This is a genomic window from Mycobacterium sp. NTMscope_MAC_269, assembly GCF_976985695.1.
Genome location: NZ_OZ335668.1, coordinates 739,331 through 756,899, shown reverse-complemented (window position 1 = coordinate 756,899; position 17,569 = coordinate 739,331). Strand labels below are relative to the sequence as shown.

General features: G+C 69.1%; 17 protein-coding genes. 6 read left to right on the top strand and 11 right to left on the bottom strand.

From position 1 onward, the window contains the following. Positions 1 to 21 precede the first annotated feature (21 nt). The 5 genes from ACZ50Z_RS03760 to ACZ50Z_RS03740 form a co-directional block, all read right to left on the bottom strand. Positions 22 to 1,272 carry an acyl-CoA dehydrogenase family protein gene (locus ACZ50Z_RS03760; protein ID WP_464482327.1) on the bottom strand — a complete coding sequence of 417 codons (1,251 nt, stop codon included), beginning with the start codon at positions 1,270 to 1,272 and terminating at the stop codon, positions 22 to 24. 7 nt (positions 1,273 to 1,279) lie between these two features. Next, positions 1,280 to 2,470, bottom strand: a complete 1,191-nt coding sequence (locus tag ACZ50Z_RS03755) for a lipid-transfer protein (RefSeq protein WP_464482326.1) — start codon at positions 2,468 to 2,470, stop codon at positions 1,280 to 1,282. A gap of 170 nt (positions 2,471 to 2,640) precedes the next feature. Continuing rightward, positions 2,641 to 3,537: a tRNA pseudouridine(55) synthase TruB gene (truB, locus tag ACZ50Z_RS03750; RefSeq protein WP_464482325.1), complete on the bottom strand. Its 897-nt coding sequence runs from the start codon at positions 3,535 to 3,537 to the stop codon at positions 2,641 to 2,643. Beyond that, entirely contained in the window at positions 3,534 to 4,217 is a 684-nt protein-coding gene (gene pptT / locus ACZ50Z_RS03745) for a 4'-phosphopantetheinyl transferase PptT (protein ID WP_464482324.1), read from the bottom strand. Before pptT ends, truB begins: the two co-directional genes overlap by 4 nt. Then, a complete protein-coding gene (locus ACZ50Z_RS03740; RefSeq protein ID WP_464482323.1) occupies positions 4,214 to 5,191 on the bottom strand; it encodes a metallophosphoesterase family protein in 978 nt (325 codons plus the stop codon). The genes pptT and ACZ50Z_RS03740 overlap by 4 nt, the downstream gene beginning before the upstream one ends. A gap of 147 nt (positions 5,192 to 5,338) precedes the next feature. On the opposite strand from ACZ50Z_RS03740, the gene ACZ50Z_RS03735 reads away from it, so the two are divergent. Both ACZ50Z_RS03735 and ACZ50Z_RS03730 read left to right on the top strand, forming a co-directional pair. Further along, a complete protein-coding gene (locus ACZ50Z_RS03735; RefSeq protein ID WP_464482322.1) occupies positions 5,339 to 5,932 on the top strand; it encodes a DUF3558 domain-containing protein in 594 nt (197 codons plus the stop codon). A 1-nt stretch (position 5,933) separates the two neighbouring features. Further along, on the top strand, positions 5,934 to 7,661 hold the full coding sequence (locus tag ACZ50Z_RS03730; RefSeq protein ID WP_464482321.1) for a CocE/NonD family hydrolase: 1,728 nt from the start codon (positions 5,934 to 5,936) through the stop codon (positions 7,659 to 7,661). Here the strand turns inward: ACZ50Z_RS03730 and ACZ50Z_RS03725 are convergent. Both ACZ50Z_RS03725 and ACZ50Z_RS03720 read right to left on the bottom strand, forming a co-directional pair. Continuing rightward, positions 7,620 to 8,180 carry a DUF1802 family protein gene (locus ACZ50Z_RS03725; protein ID WP_464482320.1) on the bottom strand — a complete coding sequence of 187 codons (561 nt, stop codon included), beginning with the start codon at positions 8,178 to 8,180 and terminating at the stop codon, positions 7,620 to 7,622. The two genes, ACZ50Z_RS03730 and ACZ50Z_RS03725, sit on opposite strands and share 42 nt — an antisense overlap. Next, positions 8,177 to 8,446, bottom strand: coding sequence for a DUF2277 family protein (locus ACZ50Z_RS03720; protein WP_464482319.1), 270 nt, complete (start codon positions 8,444 to 8,446; stop codon positions 8,177 to 8,179). Before ACZ50Z_RS03720 ends, ACZ50Z_RS03725 begins: the two co-directional genes overlap by 4 nt. 103 nt (positions 8,447 to 8,549) lie before the next feature. On the opposite strand from ACZ50Z_RS03720, the gene ACZ50Z_RS03715 reads away from it, so the two are divergent. From ACZ50Z_RS03715 to ACZ50Z_RS03700, 4 genes are all read left to right on the top strand, one after another. Further along, positions 8,550 to 9,299 carry an enoyl-CoA hydratase gene (locus ACZ50Z_RS03715; RefSeq protein WP_464482318.1) on the top strand — a complete coding sequence of 250 codons (750 nt, stop codon included), beginning with the start codon at positions 8,550 to 8,552 and terminating at the stop codon, positions 9,297 to 9,299. 49 nt (positions 9,300 to 9,348) lie between these two features. Beyond that, a complete protein-coding gene (locus ACZ50Z_RS03710; protein WP_464482317.1) occupies positions 9,349 to 9,924 on the top strand; it encodes a hypothetical protein in 576 nt (191 codons plus the stop codon). Between the two features lie 341 nt (positions 9,925 to 10,265). Next, positions 10,266 to 11,507, top strand: a complete 1,242-nt coding sequence (locus ACZ50Z_RS03705) for a PPE family protein (protein ID WP_464482316.1) — start codon at positions 10,266 to 10,268, stop codon at positions 11,505 to 11,507. Further along, positions 11,504 to 11,905, top strand: coding sequence for a PPE family protein, SVP subgroup (locus ACZ50Z_RS03700; RefSeq protein ID WP_464482315.1), 402 nt, complete (start codon positions 11,504 to 11,506; stop codon positions 11,903 to 11,905). Before ACZ50Z_RS03705 ends, ACZ50Z_RS03700 begins: the two co-directional genes overlap by 4 nt. Here ACZ50Z_RS03700 and ACZ50Z_RS03695 read toward each other — a convergent pair. The 4 genes from ACZ50Z_RS03695 to infB form a co-directional block, all read right to left on the bottom strand. Continuing rightward, positions 11,792 to 13,114: an MATE family efflux transporter gene (locus tag ACZ50Z_RS03695; RefSeq protein WP_464482314.1), complete on the bottom strand. Its 1,323-nt coding sequence runs from the start codon at positions 13,112 to 13,114 to the stop codon at positions 11,792 to 11,794. The two genes, ACZ50Z_RS03700 and ACZ50Z_RS03695, sit on opposite strands and share 114 nt — an antisense overlap. Then, on the bottom strand, positions 13,111 to 14,112 hold the full coding sequence (locus tag ACZ50Z_RS03690; protein ID WP_464482313.1) for a DHH family phosphoesterase: 1,002 nt from the start codon (positions 14,110 to 14,112) through the stop codon (positions 13,111 to 13,113). The genes ACZ50Z_RS03695 and ACZ50Z_RS03690 overlap by 4 nt, the downstream gene beginning before the upstream one ends. After that, positions 14,087 to 14,575, bottom strand: a complete 489-nt coding sequence (gene rbfA / locus ACZ50Z_RS03685) for a 30S ribosome-binding factor RbfA (protein WP_009957591.1) — start codon at positions 14,573 to 14,575, stop codon at positions 14,087 to 14,089. The genes ACZ50Z_RS03690 and rbfA overlap by 26 nt, the downstream gene beginning before the upstream one ends. Positions 14,576 to 14,731: 156 nt before the next feature. Next, positions 14,732 to 17,497, bottom strand: a complete 2,766-nt coding sequence (gene infB, locus ACZ50Z_RS03680) for a translation initiation factor IF-2 (protein ID WP_464482312.1) — start codon at positions 17,495 to 17,497, stop codon at positions 14,732 to 14,734. Positions 17,498 to 17,569: the final 72 nt, after the last annotated feature.

The window sequence follows — 17,569 nt, the reverse complement described above, 5'->3', positions numbered from 1 at the left end:
GTGCGGTTACGCTCGCGACGCTCAGTCGGCCAGTAATCCCTTGGCGATGTGGGTGACCTGCAGCTCGTTGCTGCCGGCGTAGATCATCAGTGACTTGGCGTCGCGCGCCAGCTGCTCCACCCGGTACTCGGCCATGTATCCGTTGCCGCCGAACAGTTGCACGGCCTCCATCGCCACCTCGGTGGCCGCCTCCGACGAGTACAGCTTGATCGCCGACGCCTCGGCCAGCGTCAGCGGTTTTCCGGACTGTTGGCGCTCGATGGTGTGAAAGACCATGTTCTGCACGTTCATTCGCGCGATCTCCATCTTGGCCAGCTTCAGCTGGATCAGCTGGAACTGCCCGATGTTCTTGCCCCACAGCGTGCGGCTCTTCGCGTAGTCGACGCACAGCCGATGGCATTCGTCGATGATGCCCAGCGCCATCATCGCGATGCCGATCCGCTCGGCGGCGAAGTTGGCGCGGGCGCTGTCGCGGCCGTCGCCGTCGGTGTGCTGCTCGCTCTCGCCGAGCAGCCGGTCCGGGCTCAGCCGCACGTTGTCGAAGAACAGCTCACCGGTCGGCGAGGACATCATGCCCATCTTCTTGAACGGCTTGCCCTGCGTCAGGCCCGGCATGCCGGCATCGAGCACGAACACCAGCACCGGGCGGTTGCGCTTGTCTTCGGTCGAGCCGTCGTCGAGTTTGGCGTATACGACCAGGACGTCGGCGCAGGGCCCATTGGTGATGAACGTCTTCTGCCCGTTGAGGAGGTAATCCTCGCCGTCGCGCTTGACGTAGGTCTTCATGCCACCGAACGCATCCGAGCCCGAGTCGGGCTCGGTGATCGCCCACGCCGCAATCTTTTCCAGCGTCATCAGCTCGGGCAGCCAGCGCTCCTTCTGGGCCAGGGTGCCGCGGCTGGCGATGGTCGCCGCCCCCAGACCGAGGCTCACCGATGCGGTGCTCAGTAACCCGATGCTGACCCGGGCGATCTCGGACACCAGCACCGCGACCATCGATTGCTGCCCGCCGAAACCGCCGGAATCTCCTGCGCTGTCCGGCTTTTCGGGCTCGGCTTGACCATCTTGTTTGGCCCGTTCCCGGTCGAGCATCTTCTTGACCGACTCGGCTGCCATCGCGTCGAGGCCGAACTGGCTGAACAGCTTGCGCGCGATCGGATACGGCGACATTGCGCCGGTCTCCAATTCGTCGAGGTGCGGCCGGATCTCTTTGTCGACGAACTGCCGGACGGCGTCGCGGACCATCAGGTCGGTGTCGGACCACTCGATCATGGCGCCCTTAGCGTTCGGCGCGCTGGTAGGCGGTGACGACGGCGGCGCCGCCCAACCCGATGTTGTGTTGCAGTGCGGCGCTGACGTTGTCGACCTGACGCGCCTCGGCGGTCCCGCGCAGCTGCCAGGTCAGCTCCGCGCACTGCGCCAGCCCGGTCGCGCCCAGCGGGTGCCCCTTGGAGATCAGGCCGCCCGACGGGTTGACCACCCAGCGGCCGCCGTAGGTGGTGTCGTTGTTGTCGATCAGCTTGGGCGCCTCACCCGGCCCGCACAGGCCCAGGGCTTCGTAGAGCAGCAGCTCGTTGGCCGAGAAGCAGTCGTGCAGCTCGATCACCTGGAAATCTTGCGGCCCCAGCCCGGACTGGTCGTAGACCTGTTGCGCGGCTTGCACATTCATGTCGTAGCCGATGAGGTTCTTGGCGCTGCCGTCGAACGTCGATGCGAAGTCGGTGGTCATGGCCTGGCCGACGATCTCCACGGCCTGGCCGGCCAGCCCGTGGCTGTCGACGAAGCTTTCCGAGGCCAGGATCGCCGCGCCGGACCCGTCGGAGGTCGGCGAACACTGCAGCTTGGTCAGCGGGTCGGAGATCATCCGCGCCGCCAGGATGTCTTCGAGGGTGTAGGGCTCCTGGAACTGGGCGAACGGGTTGTTCACGGAGTGCTTGTGATTCTTGTAGCCGATCTTGGCGAAATGCTCTGCGGTGGAGCCGTATTGCTTCATGTGCTCGCGGCCGGCGGCGCCGAACATCCACGGAGCGACGGGCATCGCGAACTCGTCGATCTCGGCCATCGCCTTGACATGTTTGGCCATCGGGGACTCGCGGTCCTGCGCTCCGCCGCCCAGCGAACCGGGCTGCATCTTCTCGAAGCCCAGCGCGATCGCGCAGTCGACGATGCCGCCGCGGATGGCCTGCGCGGCCAGGAAGAGCGCCGTGGAGCCCGTGGAGCAGTTGTTGTTGACGTTGACGACCGGGATCCCGGTCATGCCGAGCTCGTAGAGCGCGCGCTGCCCGGACGTCGAATCACCGGCGACGTAGCCGACGTAGCCCTGCTGCACCTCGTGGTAGGCGATGCCCGCGTCCGCCAGCGCATTGGTTCCCGATTCGCGCGCCATGTCCGGGTAATCCCAGCCCTCACGGCGACCCGGCTTCTCGAATTTCGTCATGCCGACGCCGACGACATACACCTTGTTAGACATCGTTGTCCTTTCCCCTACCCCCGTAGATGTTCCAGTGTGCAACGTAGCCCAACCAACCGCTCGGCCGGGACCCGCTAGAGCGCCGCCGGGCGTCTTCGATGGCCCGACTCCTCCTCAGTCCGTTCCGGACTGCATCGTCGCCGGGCGGAAGTTGATGGCCCGACTCCTCCTCAGTCCGTTCCGGACTGCATCGTCGCCGGGCGGATCACAACAACCGATTTGGTCCGCGCGCCCTCGTCGCGCAGCAGCGCGATCACCCGGCCGTCGGGGTCGGTCGCGGCGTAGACGCCGTCGATGCCGGCCGGCGGCAGGGACCGGCCGTTGCCGGCGGCGTCGGCCTCCTCGGCGGACAGGTCGCGGCGCGGAAAGATCAGCAGGCAGGCCTCGTCGAGGCTGTAGCTCAGCCGCGGCCGCTCCGCCAGCTCGTCGAGCGAGTACGCCAGATCCAGCCCGAAGCGGCCGACCCGGGTGCGTCGCAACGCCGTCAGGTGCCCGCCCACCCCGAGCGCGGCGCCCAGATCGCGGGCCAGCGCACGAATATAGGTTCCCGACGAACAGTCGACCTCGACGTCGACGTCGACGACGTCGATGCCAGCCCGGACCTCGCGCACATCGAACCGGTCGATGCGCACCGGGCGGGCCTCGAGCTCGACGGAGTGGCCCTCGCGGGCCAACCGGTAGGCGCGCTTGCCGCCCACCTTGATGGCGCTGACCGTCGACGGCACCTGCTGGATGTCGCCGCGCAGCGCGCCCACGGCGGTCTCGATCGCCTCGGCGGCCAGGTGCCCCGCCGGGACGCTGCGCACCGGTTCGCCCTCGGCGTCGTCGGTCGACGTGCTCTGCCCCAGGCGGATGGTGGCCGTGTACGACTTGGTGGCGGCGCTGAGCAGGCCGAGGATCTTGGTGGCGCGCTCGATGCCAATCACCAGCACCCCGGTGGCCATCGGGTCCAGCGTCCCCGCGTGCCCCACCCGGCGCGTGGCAAAGATCCGGCGGCAGCGGCCGACCACGTCATGGCTGGTCATCGCGGGCGGCTTGTCGACGACGACGATGCCCGGGCCGCTCATAGCACGATGGCGGTGAGCACCAGCCCGCGCTCGACCGACCACCGGCCCGCCAGCTCGGTCAGCGGCGGACCGGACAGCGCCGCGGGATCGATCAGGATCCGCGAGACGAACCGGCCCGTCGCCGCACCGGGCCCGTCGGACTCGAACGTGATGTGGGCGTCCTCGAAGCCCAGCCACCGTTTGGTCAGCGGGAACCACGCCTTGTACGTTGCCTCCTTGGCGCAGAACAGGATTCGGTCCCAATGCAGATCCCCCGACACGTTGGCGGGGATCTCGGTGCGTTCGGCGGGCAAGCTGATCGCGTTGAGCACGCCGTCGGGCAGCACGTCGTGCGGTTCGGCGTCGATGCCCACGGAGCGCAGCGCGCCGGTGCGGCCCACCACCGCGCCGCGGTAACCCGTGCAATGGGTGAGGCTGCCGACCACGCCGTCGGGCCAGCAGGGTTCTCCCTTCTCCCCCTTGAGGATCGGCACCGGCGGCAGGCCGAGTTCGCCCAGCGCGATCCGGGCGCAGTGCCGGACGGTGATGAACTCGTTGCGCCGCTTGGCCACCGACCTCGCGATCAACGGCTCCTCTTCGGGCAGCGGGGCGAGGTCGGGCGGATCGGAATACACCTCCGAGTAGGCCAGCCCGTCGGAGGCCGGCAGCACGGAGGACACCAGCGTGTGCTCCCCCGTCATCGTGATTGCCGCTGCCGCAACCGTTCCCGGAACTGCGTGGCCTGCTGCCGCATCTCGGGGGTGATCTCGAAGTGGCCCCCGAAGTCGTTGAGGTCGCCCGGCGCGTACTGCGGATCCGGCAGCACCTGGCGCAGCCAGCTGGGCGGCTTGCGGCGCCGCCATTCCCGCGGATAGCCCACCGACACCTCTTCGAAGCGCACGTCGTCATACCAGGTCGTGCGCGGGATGTGCAGGTGACCGTAGACCGAACAGACGGCGTTGTAGCGGGTGTGCCAGTCGGCGGTCTTGGTGGTTCCGCACCACAGCGAGAACTCCGGGTAGAACAGCGCGTCGCAGGGATCGCGGACCAACGGAAAATGGTTGACCAGAACGGTCGGGGTCATCCAGTCCAGCGCTTCGAGGCGGGCGCGGGTGATCTCCAGGCGCTCGCGGCACCACGCCTCGCGGGTGGGGTACGGCTCCGAGGAGAGCAGGAACTCGTCGGTGGCCACCACGTTGCGGTCCCGCGCGATGGTCAGGCCCTCGGCTTTGCTCGTGGCCCCCTCGGGCAAGAAGCTGTAGTCGTAGAGCAAAAACATCGGCACGATCGTGGCCGGACCGCCGCGCTCGGTCCAGACCGGGAACGGATGCTCGGGCGTGATCACACCCATCTCGTCGCACATGTTGACCAGGTAGTCGTAGCGCGCCTTACCGAAGATCTGCACGGGGTCGCGAGTGGTGGTCCACAGCTCGTGATTGCCCGGCACCCAGATCACCTTGGCGAACCGGCGCCGCAGCAGGTCAAGGGCCCAACGGATCTCGTCGGTGCGCTCGGCGACGTCGCCGGCGACAATCAGCCAGTCGTCCGGCGACGACGGATGCAGCGATTCGGTGACGGGCTTGTTGCCGAGGTGACCGGTGTGCAGGTCGGACACCGCCCACAGCGTCGGTTGCCCACCGTTGGTCGAGTCCTGCCCCGATCTCTGCCCAGCCACGAATAACCACCCTAACGACCCGAGCCGGGCACGCCGCTTTCACGCCCGGTGAGCGCGTGAATTAGAACAAGTTCAGGTTTGCCTGTGACGTCGTGCGCGCGACTTGTACACTCCCCCGAAAGGACCGCTGCGGCGTCAGGGGGTGTCGTGTTCGCCAATGTTCGTCTGATGGGGGCGCTTGGTGCGCTGCTCACAGCGGCCATCGGGGGCACGGTGGGATTGCTGACCGGCACGCAAGACCCTTGGACGCCGGGCGGCGATCGCTCCGTCGAGCTGCGGTCGACCGCCCAGCCGATGGAAACCACGATGAAAAGTCCGATCGTGGCGACCACCGATCCGCGTCCGTTCGACGCGTGCGAGGACATCCCGTTCGACGTCGTCCAGCGACTCGGGCTGGGATTCACGCCGCCCGAACACGAGGACGGCCTGCGCTGCCACTTCGACGCCGGGAACTATCAGGTGGCCGTCGAGCCGATCATCTGGCGCACCTATGAGGCCTCGCTGCCCGCCGACGCCGTCGAGACGACGATCGCGGGCCACCGCGCCGCGCAGTACTGGGTGCTCAAGCCGACCTATCACAACAGCTACTGGTTCTACTCCTGCATGGTCGTGTTCAAGACCAGCTACGGGGTGCTGCAGCAGGCGCTGTACTACTCGACCGTCTACTCCGATCCCGAGGTCGATTGCATGCAGACCAACCTGCAGCGCGCCAACGACCTCGCTCCGTATTACAAGTTCTAGGGTGAGCGTCACCTCGATCCGACCCGCGCAGCCGGCTTTGCACACCCTGAAACACTTGGGCGGCAAGGCCCTCGGCCGGTTGCTGGGTCTGCCACCGGCGATTACCGACTACACCGTCGAGCGCGTGCGCGCGCCGATGCGCGACGGGGTCCAGCTGGTGGCCGACCACTACGCGCCCGCCACCACCGCGGCCGCCGGCACCTTGCTGGTCCGCGGCCCCTACGGGCGCGGATTCCCGTTCACCCTGATATTCGGTGCGCTCTACGCCGCGCGCGGCTACCACGTGGTGCTGCAGAGCGTGCGCGGAACTTTCGGATCGGACGGGGTTTTCGAGCCGATGGCCAGCGAGGTCGACGACGGCGCCGACACCGTCGCGTGGCTGCGGGAGCAACCGTGGTTCACCGGCCGCTTCGCCACCATCGGCATGTCGTACCTGGGGTTCACCCAGTGGGCCCTACTGCAGGATCCCCCGCCGGAACTGACCACCGCGGTGATCGCGGTGGGTCCGCACGACTTCAACGAATCTACTTGGGGCACAGGGGCGTTCGCGGTTAACGACTTCCTGGGCTGGAGCGACATGGTGGCGCACCAGGAGGACCCGGTGCGCGTCCGGTCCGGGCTGCGCCAGTTGCAGAGCCGCCGCAAAGTGGCCCAGGCCGCGGCCGCGGCGCCGCTGGGCGAGGCCGCGCGGGCCCTGCTCGGCGCGGGCGCGCCGTGGTTCGAATCCTGGGTCGAGCACAGCGATCCCGACGATCCGTTCTGGAATGCGTTGCGGTGCAACGAGGCGCTGGACCGCGTGCAGGTGCCCGTCCTGCTCATCGGCGGCTGGCAGGACCTCTTCATCCGGCAGACGCTGCAGCAGTACGCGCATCTGCGCGGCCGGGGAGTCGACGTCGCGCTCACCGTCGGTCCGTGGACGCACACCCAGCTGCTGACCACCGGCCTGGCCACCTGCGCCCAGGAGTCACTGGACTGGCTGGGCACCCACCTGGGCGACGCCCCCGCCTCCCGGCCCAGCCCGGTCCGGATCTATGTGACCGGGGTGGACCGGGGCCAGGCCTGGCGCAGCCTGCCCGCGTGGCCTCCCGCCACCACCGACCGCGCGTTTTATTTGCGGCCGGGCGGTTATCTGGGCGAGACCGCCCCGACGCTGAAAGGGCTGTCCCCGGCCACATTTCGCTACGATCCGGCCGATCCGACACCCACCACCGGCGGCCCGCTGCTGTCCGCCTACGGCGGTTACCGCGACGACAGTCGGCTCGCGTCGCGTGACGACGTGCTGGCATTCACCAGCGCCGCCCTCACCGAGGACCTGTACGCCTACGGCCCCCCGGTCGTCGAGCTCGCGCACGGCGCCGACAATCCCCACGTCGACCTGTTCGTGCGCGTGAGCGAGGTCGATCCCAAGGGCCGGTCGCGCAACGTCAGCGAGGCTTACCGCCGGTTGGACGGCGCGGCGAAGACGAAGGCGGAGAAGATCGTTCGCCTCGAGCTCGACGGCATCGCCCACCGCTTCCGGGCCGGCTCGCGCATCCGGGTGCTGATCGCCGGCAGTTGGTCCCCGCGCTATGCGCACAATCTCGGCAGCGACGAGCCGGTGCTGACCGCCCGGCACGCCACGCCGGTCACCCACAGCGTGCGCTACGGGCGCTCCCGGCTGGTGCTGCCCGCCGGCCCGGCCGAGTTGTCAGCCAACGGCGTCGCGGACGCGGGTGGCGACCGCGCCTAGCACGCGGTCGTCGTGGACCGGCGGCGCCAACGGCGCGCGCACCGGCAGCTCCACCCAGCTTTTGCAGCCGGCGTATTCGGGGGTCCGCGCGATGCGCACCGGATCGGCCAGCGGGATCACCGACACAACCAGCACGGCAAGCTTGTGTTTGGGGCGAAAATCGAGGCGGTCGGTGCGCACCGACTCGGGCGTCCAGATGTGCAGGTCCTCGATGCCCGAAAGGCCTTCCGGCCGGTTAACCGGCACCGCCGCAACCACTTTCGCGGCGGCGCGGATCACCAGCTCGTGGTCGGTGCTGTCGGCGGAGGCGGGCTCGAGCAAGTCTTGATGCTCGGGACGCACCCGCTCGGCGTGGCTGTGTGCGACCGTCGGGAAGAACAGGAATTCGTGGGCGGCCAGGTCGAATCGCTTCTCACCGATGCCGCCCTTGCGCAGCAGCACCCGCTGGCGGCCGTCGAGCAGGGCGTGGACCGCGGCGCTCCACTCTTTGAGGGCGGGCATCGTGGCGGTGACCGTCATGTCGCACCGGCCAGTCGGGCCGCCACCTCGGGCCGGCGCAACGGCGGCACCGTCTTGGGCGGCTGACGCCGCGGGGCCAGCCCCGCGAGCAGGCGCGTCGTCGTCTCGGTCACTTCGGCGACCGCTTCCTCGAACGCCTCGGCGTTGACGGCCGAGGGGTGGGTGATGCCGCTGACCTTGCGCACATACTGGCGGGCCGCCGCCGCGATTTCCTCGGCGGTGGCCGCCGGCTGTAGACCGCGCAGTTCGGTGATGTTCCGGCACATGATGCCAACGATAAGCGCTGCCCTGCGGCGCCGCCCGTTGTCGCGTCGGCCCGGGGACAGCCGGGCCACCGGCGGCCCGGGGCGACTGGCTACGGTTGCACTCATGACCGACGAGATCCTGCTGATCGACACCGAGGACCGGGTGCGCACCCTGACCCTCAACCGTCCCCAATCGCGCAACGCGCTGTCCTCGGCGTTGCGGGACCGCTTCTTCGGCGCGCTGGCCGATGCCGAAACCGATGACGACGTCGACGTCGTCATCGTCACCGGCGCCGACCCGGTGTTCTGCGCGGGACTCGATCTCAAGGAGCTCGGGGATTCCTCGGCGCTTCCGGACATTTCGCCGCGGTGGCCGGCGATGAGCAAGCCGGTGATCGGCGCGATCAACGGTGCCGCGGTGACCGGCGGCCTGGAGCTGGCCCTGTACTGCGACATTCTGATCGCCTCGGAGAACGCCCGCTTCGCCGACACGCACGCCCGGGTGGGCCTGCTGCCCACCTGGGGACTGAGCGTGCGGTTACCGCAGAAGGTGGGCATCGGCCTGGCCCGACGGATGAGCATGACCGGTGACTACCTATCCGCCGCCGACGCGCTGCGCGCCGGACTGGTGACCGAGGTGGTACCGCACGAGCAGCTGCTGGGCACCGCGCGTCAGGTCGCGGCATCGATCGTCGGGAACAACCAGGACGCGGTGCGGGCGCTGCTGGCGTCCTATCACCGCATCGACGACGCGCAGACCAGCGCGGGGCTGTGGCAGGAGGCGACAGCGGCCCGGCAATTCCGGACCAGCGGCGACGACATCGCCGCCAACCGTGAGGCCGTGCTGCAACGCGGGCGCGCTCAGGTCCGCTGACGGGACCTGCCCATTCCGGCCGGTTGCGGCCACCCAATACGATCAGGTGATGAACGCCGTTGTCGGAATCAGCAGGGCGCTCGCCGGCCTGGCGCTTACTGCATCGGCGGCCGCGGCCGGCGCGCCGCACGCGGCCGCGCAGCCACCACCGGGATTTCCCAATCTCGACGGCTTCACCGCCGTCGCGGCCGACGGCTACCTGAGCACCGGCAACGCGGGCGCCTCCCCCCGGATCAATTTTTCCGCCCCGTACGCCCTGGTCTGTGACTTCTACGGCGGGCCGGCTCCCGCGCCGAAACCCTCGCAGGACATCAAGTGCAAGGGCGACATGTCCGGCATGGACGACGTCCCCATCCCCGGCGGCCGCCCACGGCCGGGTGACTGCGTCGTGGGCTCGGTCGACTTCAAGGGCCCCGGCTACCAATTGAGCCGCATGTCCTACAGCGGATGCGACGGAAACCCGCCCGCGCTGCCCACGGGCGCCAAACTGTTGGCCGCGGGCCAGAAGTTGACCTACCTCAACGTCACCTGCGCGGTGGGCGCCGACAATCTGGTCGCCTGCCTGGACACCACCAGCGGCGACCACGGATTCGTCGTGCAGCGCTCGGGCAGCTGGGCGTTTTAGCAACCGATGGTCGAATAGCCGGCGGCAGGCCGATGGCGCCACGTTGAAGGCCGTAAGCCGTCGAAATTGTGATGGCATCGATAGCGTCGCCCCTAAACGGAAATACCTATACCACTTCCCGGTGCCTTTTTATTGTTTCCTGGCATGGCCCTCAGCAAACGCATCCGGGATCGCCGCAGGTGGGGCTAGTAACGGCGACTTTTCTCTGGCAGTTCTTTACCCGGCGTCGCGGCTGACAATTAAGTCCAGATAATTCGTCGCGTCCAAGCGTGACCGGAATAGTCCTGTTGTACTTTTGCCAAGTATTTTCCGTCTTTTGACTGCGAAAGCTCGGTGGACTCGTGGATTTTGCAGCACTACCGCCGGAAGTCAACTCCGGGCTCATGTATGCCGGTCCCGGTGCCGGCCCGCTGCTGGCGGCCGCGTCAGCCTGGGACGCGCTGGCCGCCGCGCTCGAATCCGCCGCGGCGGGCTACACGTCGGAGATCTCGGCGCTGAACGGTCAGGCGTGGTCGGGTCCGTCGTCGGTGTTGATGGCGGCGGCGGCGACGCCTTATGTGGCGTGGCTGCAGGCCAGCGCCGCTGCGGCGGCCCAGACCGCCGCCCAGGCCTACGCCGCCGCGGCGGCCTACGAGGCGGCATTCGCCATGACGGTTCCTCCGCCGGTGATCGCGGCCAACCGGGCGCAACTGCTGGCACTGATCGCGACCAATTTCTTCGGGCAGAACACCGCGGCGATCGCGGCCACCGAAGCCCAGTACACGGAGTTTTGGCTGCAGGACGTCGCCGCGATGTATGGCTACGCCGCCGCGTCCTGGGTCGCGAGCACACTCCAACCCGTGGACGAACCGCCGCGCACGACGAATCCGACAGGCCAGGTCGACCAGGCCCGCGCGATGACTCAGATCGTCGGCAACACCACCAGCACGCGCACCCAGTCCCTCGCCCAGCTCAGCACGCAAACCACCACGAGCGTCGGCGTCGACCCGCCCCTGCCGGCGGGCAGCAGCGTCAACGTCGCACCCGGCGGCGCCATCGTTCACGTAGGCGTGACCGTCACCGTCAACAACGGCTACCCCGTCGACTTTGTCTCCAACGCCGGCAACCAACTCCTTGTCTACGTTGCCAACGGAAACCTCACCTACCAATTAGCCGACGGCACCGCGGGGTCCCTCGGGGCGGGCTTGGACAATCTGCCCGCGGGCTCGGGCATGATCTTGAGCGGTACTTTTGAACACTGGGCCGGCGGCTCCGGGGTGATCACCGTCCCAGGCGGCTCCGTCACCGGAACCCCCGGCACCGCCGGCGGTTGGGTCACCGAAACCGCCGGGCTCGCCACCGACCTCAATCTCATTCAGAGCACCAGCCCCGCCAGCGCCTCATTCTTCACAACCGGCCCCGCCGTCGTCACCCCCGTCACGCCTAACGCGTCTGGTGCATTGGTGGCCGCACCCATGGCGGGCTCACCGGGCCTGGCGGGAACCGCTGGAATTCAGCCCCAGCTCAACGTTGAAGGGCTCGCCGAGTGGGCCCGCAGCGTTTCCGGTGGCGACCTCGCGGCTGAGCTCGCGAGGGCCGGGTGAGCGGTGGGAGAACGGGCCCTGTGAACCGTCCGTCTGCGTGGTCGCCGGACTTCTCCGGTGTTCGCGTGGCGACCACGGGCCCGGGTAACGCGGTCTGGGTGGGATCGTTGTCGGTGCCGCCCAATTGGTCTGCGCCCACCCCGGATACCGAGCCGACCGCGGTTTCGTTGCCAACCACCGACGACGACGCACCGCCGGCTGCCGCGGATGGGTCACCGGGACTGACATTCCGGCACGGTCTCATGGCAATGATGCTCGGTCTGACCCCGCGTGATGAGTTGCCGTCAGCTTGCCCAGCGGCCCGAGATCGCCCGCCGGCCAACGAAGATCAGCCGCAGCACCACGAACATGGTCAGTCCCGACCAGATGCCGGCCAGACCCCAGTCGAACACCAGTGACAGCCAGATCAATGGCAAAAAGCCGACCAGCGCGCTGATCACGGTGGCGGTGCGCATGAAGGCCGCATCCCCCGCGCCCAGTAGCACGCCGTCCAGCGCGAAAACTATTCCGGCAAAGGGTAATTGAGCAACCAGGAACCACCACGGCACCGTGATCGCGGCCAGCACCGAACGGTCGTCGGTGAATAGTTCGGGCAGCGCGGAAGACCCGACCGCGAACACCGCGGCCAGCAGTGCGGCGGCCGCCGTCGAGAACAGCGTCACCCGCCGCGCCACCGATTTGGCGTGCGCGGCGTCACCGGCGCCCAGTGCGGCGCCCACAAGCGCTTGCGCCGCTATCGCCAACGAATCCAGCACCAGCGCAAGGAATTCCCACAGCTGCAGCACCACCTGATGCGCGGCCAGCGCCGACGCGCCGAAACGGGCGGCGACCGCGCCCGCCGAGACGAAGCAGGCCTGAAAAGCCAACGTGCGCACCACCAGATCGCGGCCCATCACGAGTTGAGCTCGCAGCACGGCGCGGTCCAGCCTCAACTGCGCCCGCTCGGCCAGCAACGCGCCTCCGAACAGCACCGCGGCCAGCCACTGGCCCGCCAGATTCGCCACCGCCGACCCGGCCAGCCCCCAGCGCGGCAATCCCAGCCAGCCGTAGACCAACAGCGGGCACAGCAGCGCCGAAAGCCCAAATCCGGCAACCACATAACGCAGCGGGCGCACGGTGTCCTGCACCCCGCGCATCCACCCGTTACCCGCCAGCGACACCAAAATGGCCGGGGCGCCGAAGATCGCGATCCGCAGCCATGGCAGTGCCGCTGCGGCGATCGCCTCTCCCCCCGCTTTGCCGCCGGCGATGGCCGATACCAGCGGCACCGCCGCCGCCTGCACCACGATCACGACGAGCGCGCCCAGCCCCAGCGCCAACCAGGTCGCCTGCACGCCCTCGGCCACCGCCTGCGCCCGGTTCCCGGCGCCGAAGTGGCGGGCCGAGCGCGCCGTCGTGCCGTAGGAAAGAAAGGTGAGGTCCGACCCCACCAGGCTGAGCAGCAGCCCGCCGATGGCCAGCCCGGCCAGGCTCAGGGCGCCGAGCCGGCCGACGACCGCGGTATCGAAGAGCAGATAGAGCGGTTCGGCCGCCAGCACGCCCAGCGCGGGCAGCGCCAGGCCGGCGATCTGGCGGCCCCCGGCGTTAGGTCGATCCCCTGCGGTCACCCGAGGGCAGTGCGCAGCGCCGCCACGGCGTCGTCGATCGAGCCGGTGGTCGAGTAGCCGGCCGCCAGCCGGTGCCCGCCCCCGCCGAACGCGGATGCGACCGTCGCGAGGTCCACCTCGGCCTTGGCCCGCATCGACACCGACCACTGTCCCGGCGCGATCTCCTTGAAGACCGCGGCCACCTCGGCCTGCTGCGTGGTCCGCACGATGTCGACTATGCTTTCGACTTCCTCCGGGCGGGAACCGCTCCAATCCTGGTGGCCGACAACGGCATACACCAGTCCGCGACCGCCGGCCGCGCCGGGCAGCAACTGGGCCGAGGCCAGCACGCGCGACAGCAGCGGCAGCCAGCCGAACGGATGGGTGTCCATCAGGGTCCGGCTGATCGCGGCGTTGTCCACGCCGGCGTCGACCAGCCGGGCGGCCAGGCGAAGGGCGCGCGCGCTGGCCCAGCGGAACGATCCGGTATCGGTCGTCAGGCCGGCATAGATGCAGTGCGCGACGTCGGGTTCGATGGGCTTGCCCCAGGCGTCGAGAATGTCGGCGATCATCATCGTGGTCGAATCGGCCGACACGTCAACGAAATTGGCGGTGCCGAACACGTCGTTGGAGGCGTGGTGGTCGATCACCAGCACCTCGGCGCCCGACATCGCGAGGTCGCTCAACGCGCCGAGGCGCTTGACGCTCGGAACGTCCACGGTGACAACGAGGTCGACGTCGCGACGCATCGCGTCCGGGCTGACCAGCAGCCGGCGGCCCGGCAGCGAGGCCAGCGATTCCGGCAGACCGGCGGGCTCGGCGAAACTGACCTCGACCCGCTTGCCGCACTTGTCGAGCACCAAACCCAGCGCCAACCCGGCGCCGATGGTGTCGGCGTCGGGATGCACGTGGGCGATCACCGCGACGGTGGCGGCGTCCGATAGCAGCTCGACGGCGGCCGGCGCGTCGACGCGTGCACCCACACCGGCCAGTTCAGTATTCGCGTTGGTCGTCGTCACCGATGCTCCCGTCGAGGCCGGGCTCAACGCCCGATCCGCTATCCCGGTATGGATCGGCCTCCCCAGCCGGCTTGGCGCCCGAACGAACCCGCGCCAGATCAGCGTCCGCGGCGCGAGCCCGCGCCAGCAACTCGTCCATCCGCTGCACGTTGTCCGACGTGGTGTCGCGAGTGAACGTGAGGGTGGGGGTGAAACGCACGCCGGTGCCCGCACCGACCATGGTGCGCAGCGCACCCTTGGCCCGCTCCAGTGCGGCCGCGGCGGCGCCGTAGTCCGGCTCGTCGTCCAGCGTCCGTCCCATCACCGTGTAGAACACTGTGGCGTCGTGCAGGTCGGCGGTCACCTTCGCATCCACGATGGTGACCCCGTCCAGCCCCGGGTCCTTGATTTCGAACTCGATCGCCGAGGCGACGATGGTGTTGATCCGCTTGGCCAGTCGGCGGGCCCGCGCCGGGTCAGCCATATCGATTCACCGCCTCCTCCTCATCACTTCGTTCTGCATCGTCGGCGGTGGGTCGATTCACCGCCTCCTCCTCATCACTTCGTTCTGCATCGTCGGCGGTGGGTCGATTCACCGCCTCCTCCTCATCACTTCGTTCTGCATCGTCGGCGGTGGTGGTCAGACGCGTTCCTTTTGGACCAGCTCGTAGGACTCGATGATGTCGCCTTCCTTGATATCGGAATAGCCCAGCGTCATACCGCATTCGAAGCCCTCGCGGACCTCGGTCACATCATCCTTTTCGCGTCGCAGCGAGTTGATCGTCAGGTTCTCGGTGACCACCACGTTGTCGCGTAGCAACCGGGCCTTGGCGTTGCGGCGCACGATGCCGCTGCTGATCATGCAACCCGCGATGATGCCGACCTTGGAGGACCGGAAGATCGCCCGGATCTCGGCGCGACCCAGCGTGTTCTCTTCGTAGATCGGCTTGAGCATGCCGCGCAGGGCCTTCTCGATTTCGTCGATCGCCTGGTAGATCACCGAGTAGTACCGGATCTCCACGCCCTCGCGGTTGGCCAGCTCGGTGGCCTTGCCCTCGGCCCGCACGTTGAAGCCGATGATCACCGCGTCCGACGCCGACGCCAGGTTGACGTTGGTTTCGGTGATGCCACCGACACCGCGGTCGATGACGCGCAGCGCCACCTCGTCGTCGATCTGGATGCCCATCAGGGCCTCTTCGAGCGCCTCGACGGTACCGGCGTTGTCGCCCTTGAGGATCAGGTTCAGCTGGCTGGTTTCCTTCAGCGCCGAGTCCAGGTCCTCCAGGCTGATCCGCTTGCGCGAGCGTGCCGCCAGCGCGTTGCGCTTACGGGCGCTGCGCTTGTCGGCGATCTGGCGGGCGATGCGGTCCTCGTCGACGACGAGCAGGTTGTCACCGGCGCCCGGCACCGACGTGAAGCCGATGACCTGCACGGGACGCGACGGCAGCGCCTCTTCGACGTCGTCGCCGTGCTCGTCGACCATGCGGCGGACGCGACCGTAGGCGTCGCCGGCGACGATCGAGTCGCCGACGCGCAGCGTGCCGCGCTGGATCAGCACGGTCGCGACCGGTCCCCGGCCGCGGTCCAGGTGCGCCTCGATCGCCACACCCTGGGCTTCCATGTCGGGGTTGGCCCGCAGATCCAGGGCGGCATCGGCGGTCAGCAGCACCGCCTCGAGCAGCTGCTCGATGTTGGTGCCCTGCTTGGCCGAGATGTCGACGAACATCGTCTCGCCGCCGAAGTCCTCTGCCACCAAACCGTATTCGGTGAGCTGGCCGCGGATCTTGGCCGGATCGGCGCCCTCCACGTCGATCTTGTTGACCGCCACCACAATTGGCACGTCGGCGGCCTGCGCGTGGTTGATGGCCTCCACCGTCTGCGGCATGACACCGTCGTCGGCGGCGACCACCAGGATCGCGATGTCGGTGGCCTTCGCGCCGCGGGCACGCATGGCGGTGAATGCCTCGTGACCCGGGGTGTCGATGAAGGTGATCGGCCGCTCGTCGCCGTCGTGCTCGACGGACACCTGGTAGGCGCCGATGTGCTGGGTGATGCCGCCCGCCTCGGCCTCGCGCACGTTGGCCTTACGGATGGTGTCCAGCAGCCGGGTTTTACCGTGGTCGACGTGACCCATCACGGTCACCACCGGCGGGCGGGTCTGCAGGTCTTCCTCGGTGCCTTCGTCCTCGCCGTAGGTGAGGTCGAACGACTCGAGCAGCTCGCGGTCCTCGTCCTCCGGGCTGACGACCTGGACGACGTAGTTCATCTCGCTGCCCAGCAGCTCGAGCGTTTCGTCGCCCACCGATTGGGTGGCCGTGACCATCTCGCCGAGGTTGAACAGCGCCTGCACCAGCGAGGCCGGGTTGGCGTTGATCTTGTCCGCGAAGTCGCTCAGCGATGCGCCACGCGCCAGTCGGATCGTCTCGCCGTTGCCGTGCGGCAACCGCACGCCGCCGACGACCGGGGCCTGCATGTTCTCGTACTCGGCGCGCTTTGCCCGCTTCGACTTGCGGCCACGCCGGGGCGCGCCGCCGGGGCGGCCGAACGCGCCGGCCGCACCGCCGCGCTGGCCGGGACGGCCGCCGCCGCCACCGGGGCGGCCGCGGAAACCGCCGCCTCCGGGCGGGGCGCCGACTCCGCCGCCACCGCCGCGGTAGTTGCCGCCTCCCCCGTCGCGACCGCCGGGACCACCGGGCCGGCCGCCGCCGGGGCGCGGGGCGCCGGGCCGCGGCGGGCGGCCCTGACCGGCGGCTCCGGCGGGACGGGGTGGCATGTTGCCCGGGGACGCGCCGGGTCGCGGTGCGCCCGGGCGAGGCGCTCCGGGACGGGGCGCCGCCGGGCGCGGGATGGGCCGGTCGACGGGTTGCGCCGACGAGAACGGGTTGTTGCCGACGCGCGGGGCGCGGGGCTTGGGGATGGGGCCGGGGCGCGGGCCCGGCGTCATGCCGGGGTGCGGCGCCTGGCCGGGCGCGGGCGGCTTGGGCTGCCCGGGCGAAGGCGCCGACGGGCGCGTGGGGGCCGGCCCGGGCCGCGCCGGGGCGTCGGTGGGCGCCTGGGCGGCGGGAGACGTCGCCGCGCCATCGGGCTGGGCGGGCTGGGTGGGCGATGCCGTCGCTTCGCCGTTGCCGCCGGCCTTGTTGATCGCGTTGTCGAGGGCCGCGTCGAGCGACTTGTCGGGAGCCTTGGCGGGGGCTTTGGCCTCACCCTTCGCGGCCTTCGCGGGGGCCTTCTCGGCCGCGGGCTTGCCGCCGCCGAAGGACTCGCGCAGCCGGCGAGCCACCGGGGCTTCTACCGTCGACGATGCGGATTTGACGAATTCGCCCTGATCATTCAGTCGGGCGAGGACTTCCTTGCTGGTGACACCGAGTTCCTTAGCCAACTCGTGTACGCGGGCCTTACCTGCCACTACATCTCCTGTCTATGAGGCGACAGTCGTGGGGCCGCGCCTCGGGAATTAGCTGTAACGCATAGGAATGCG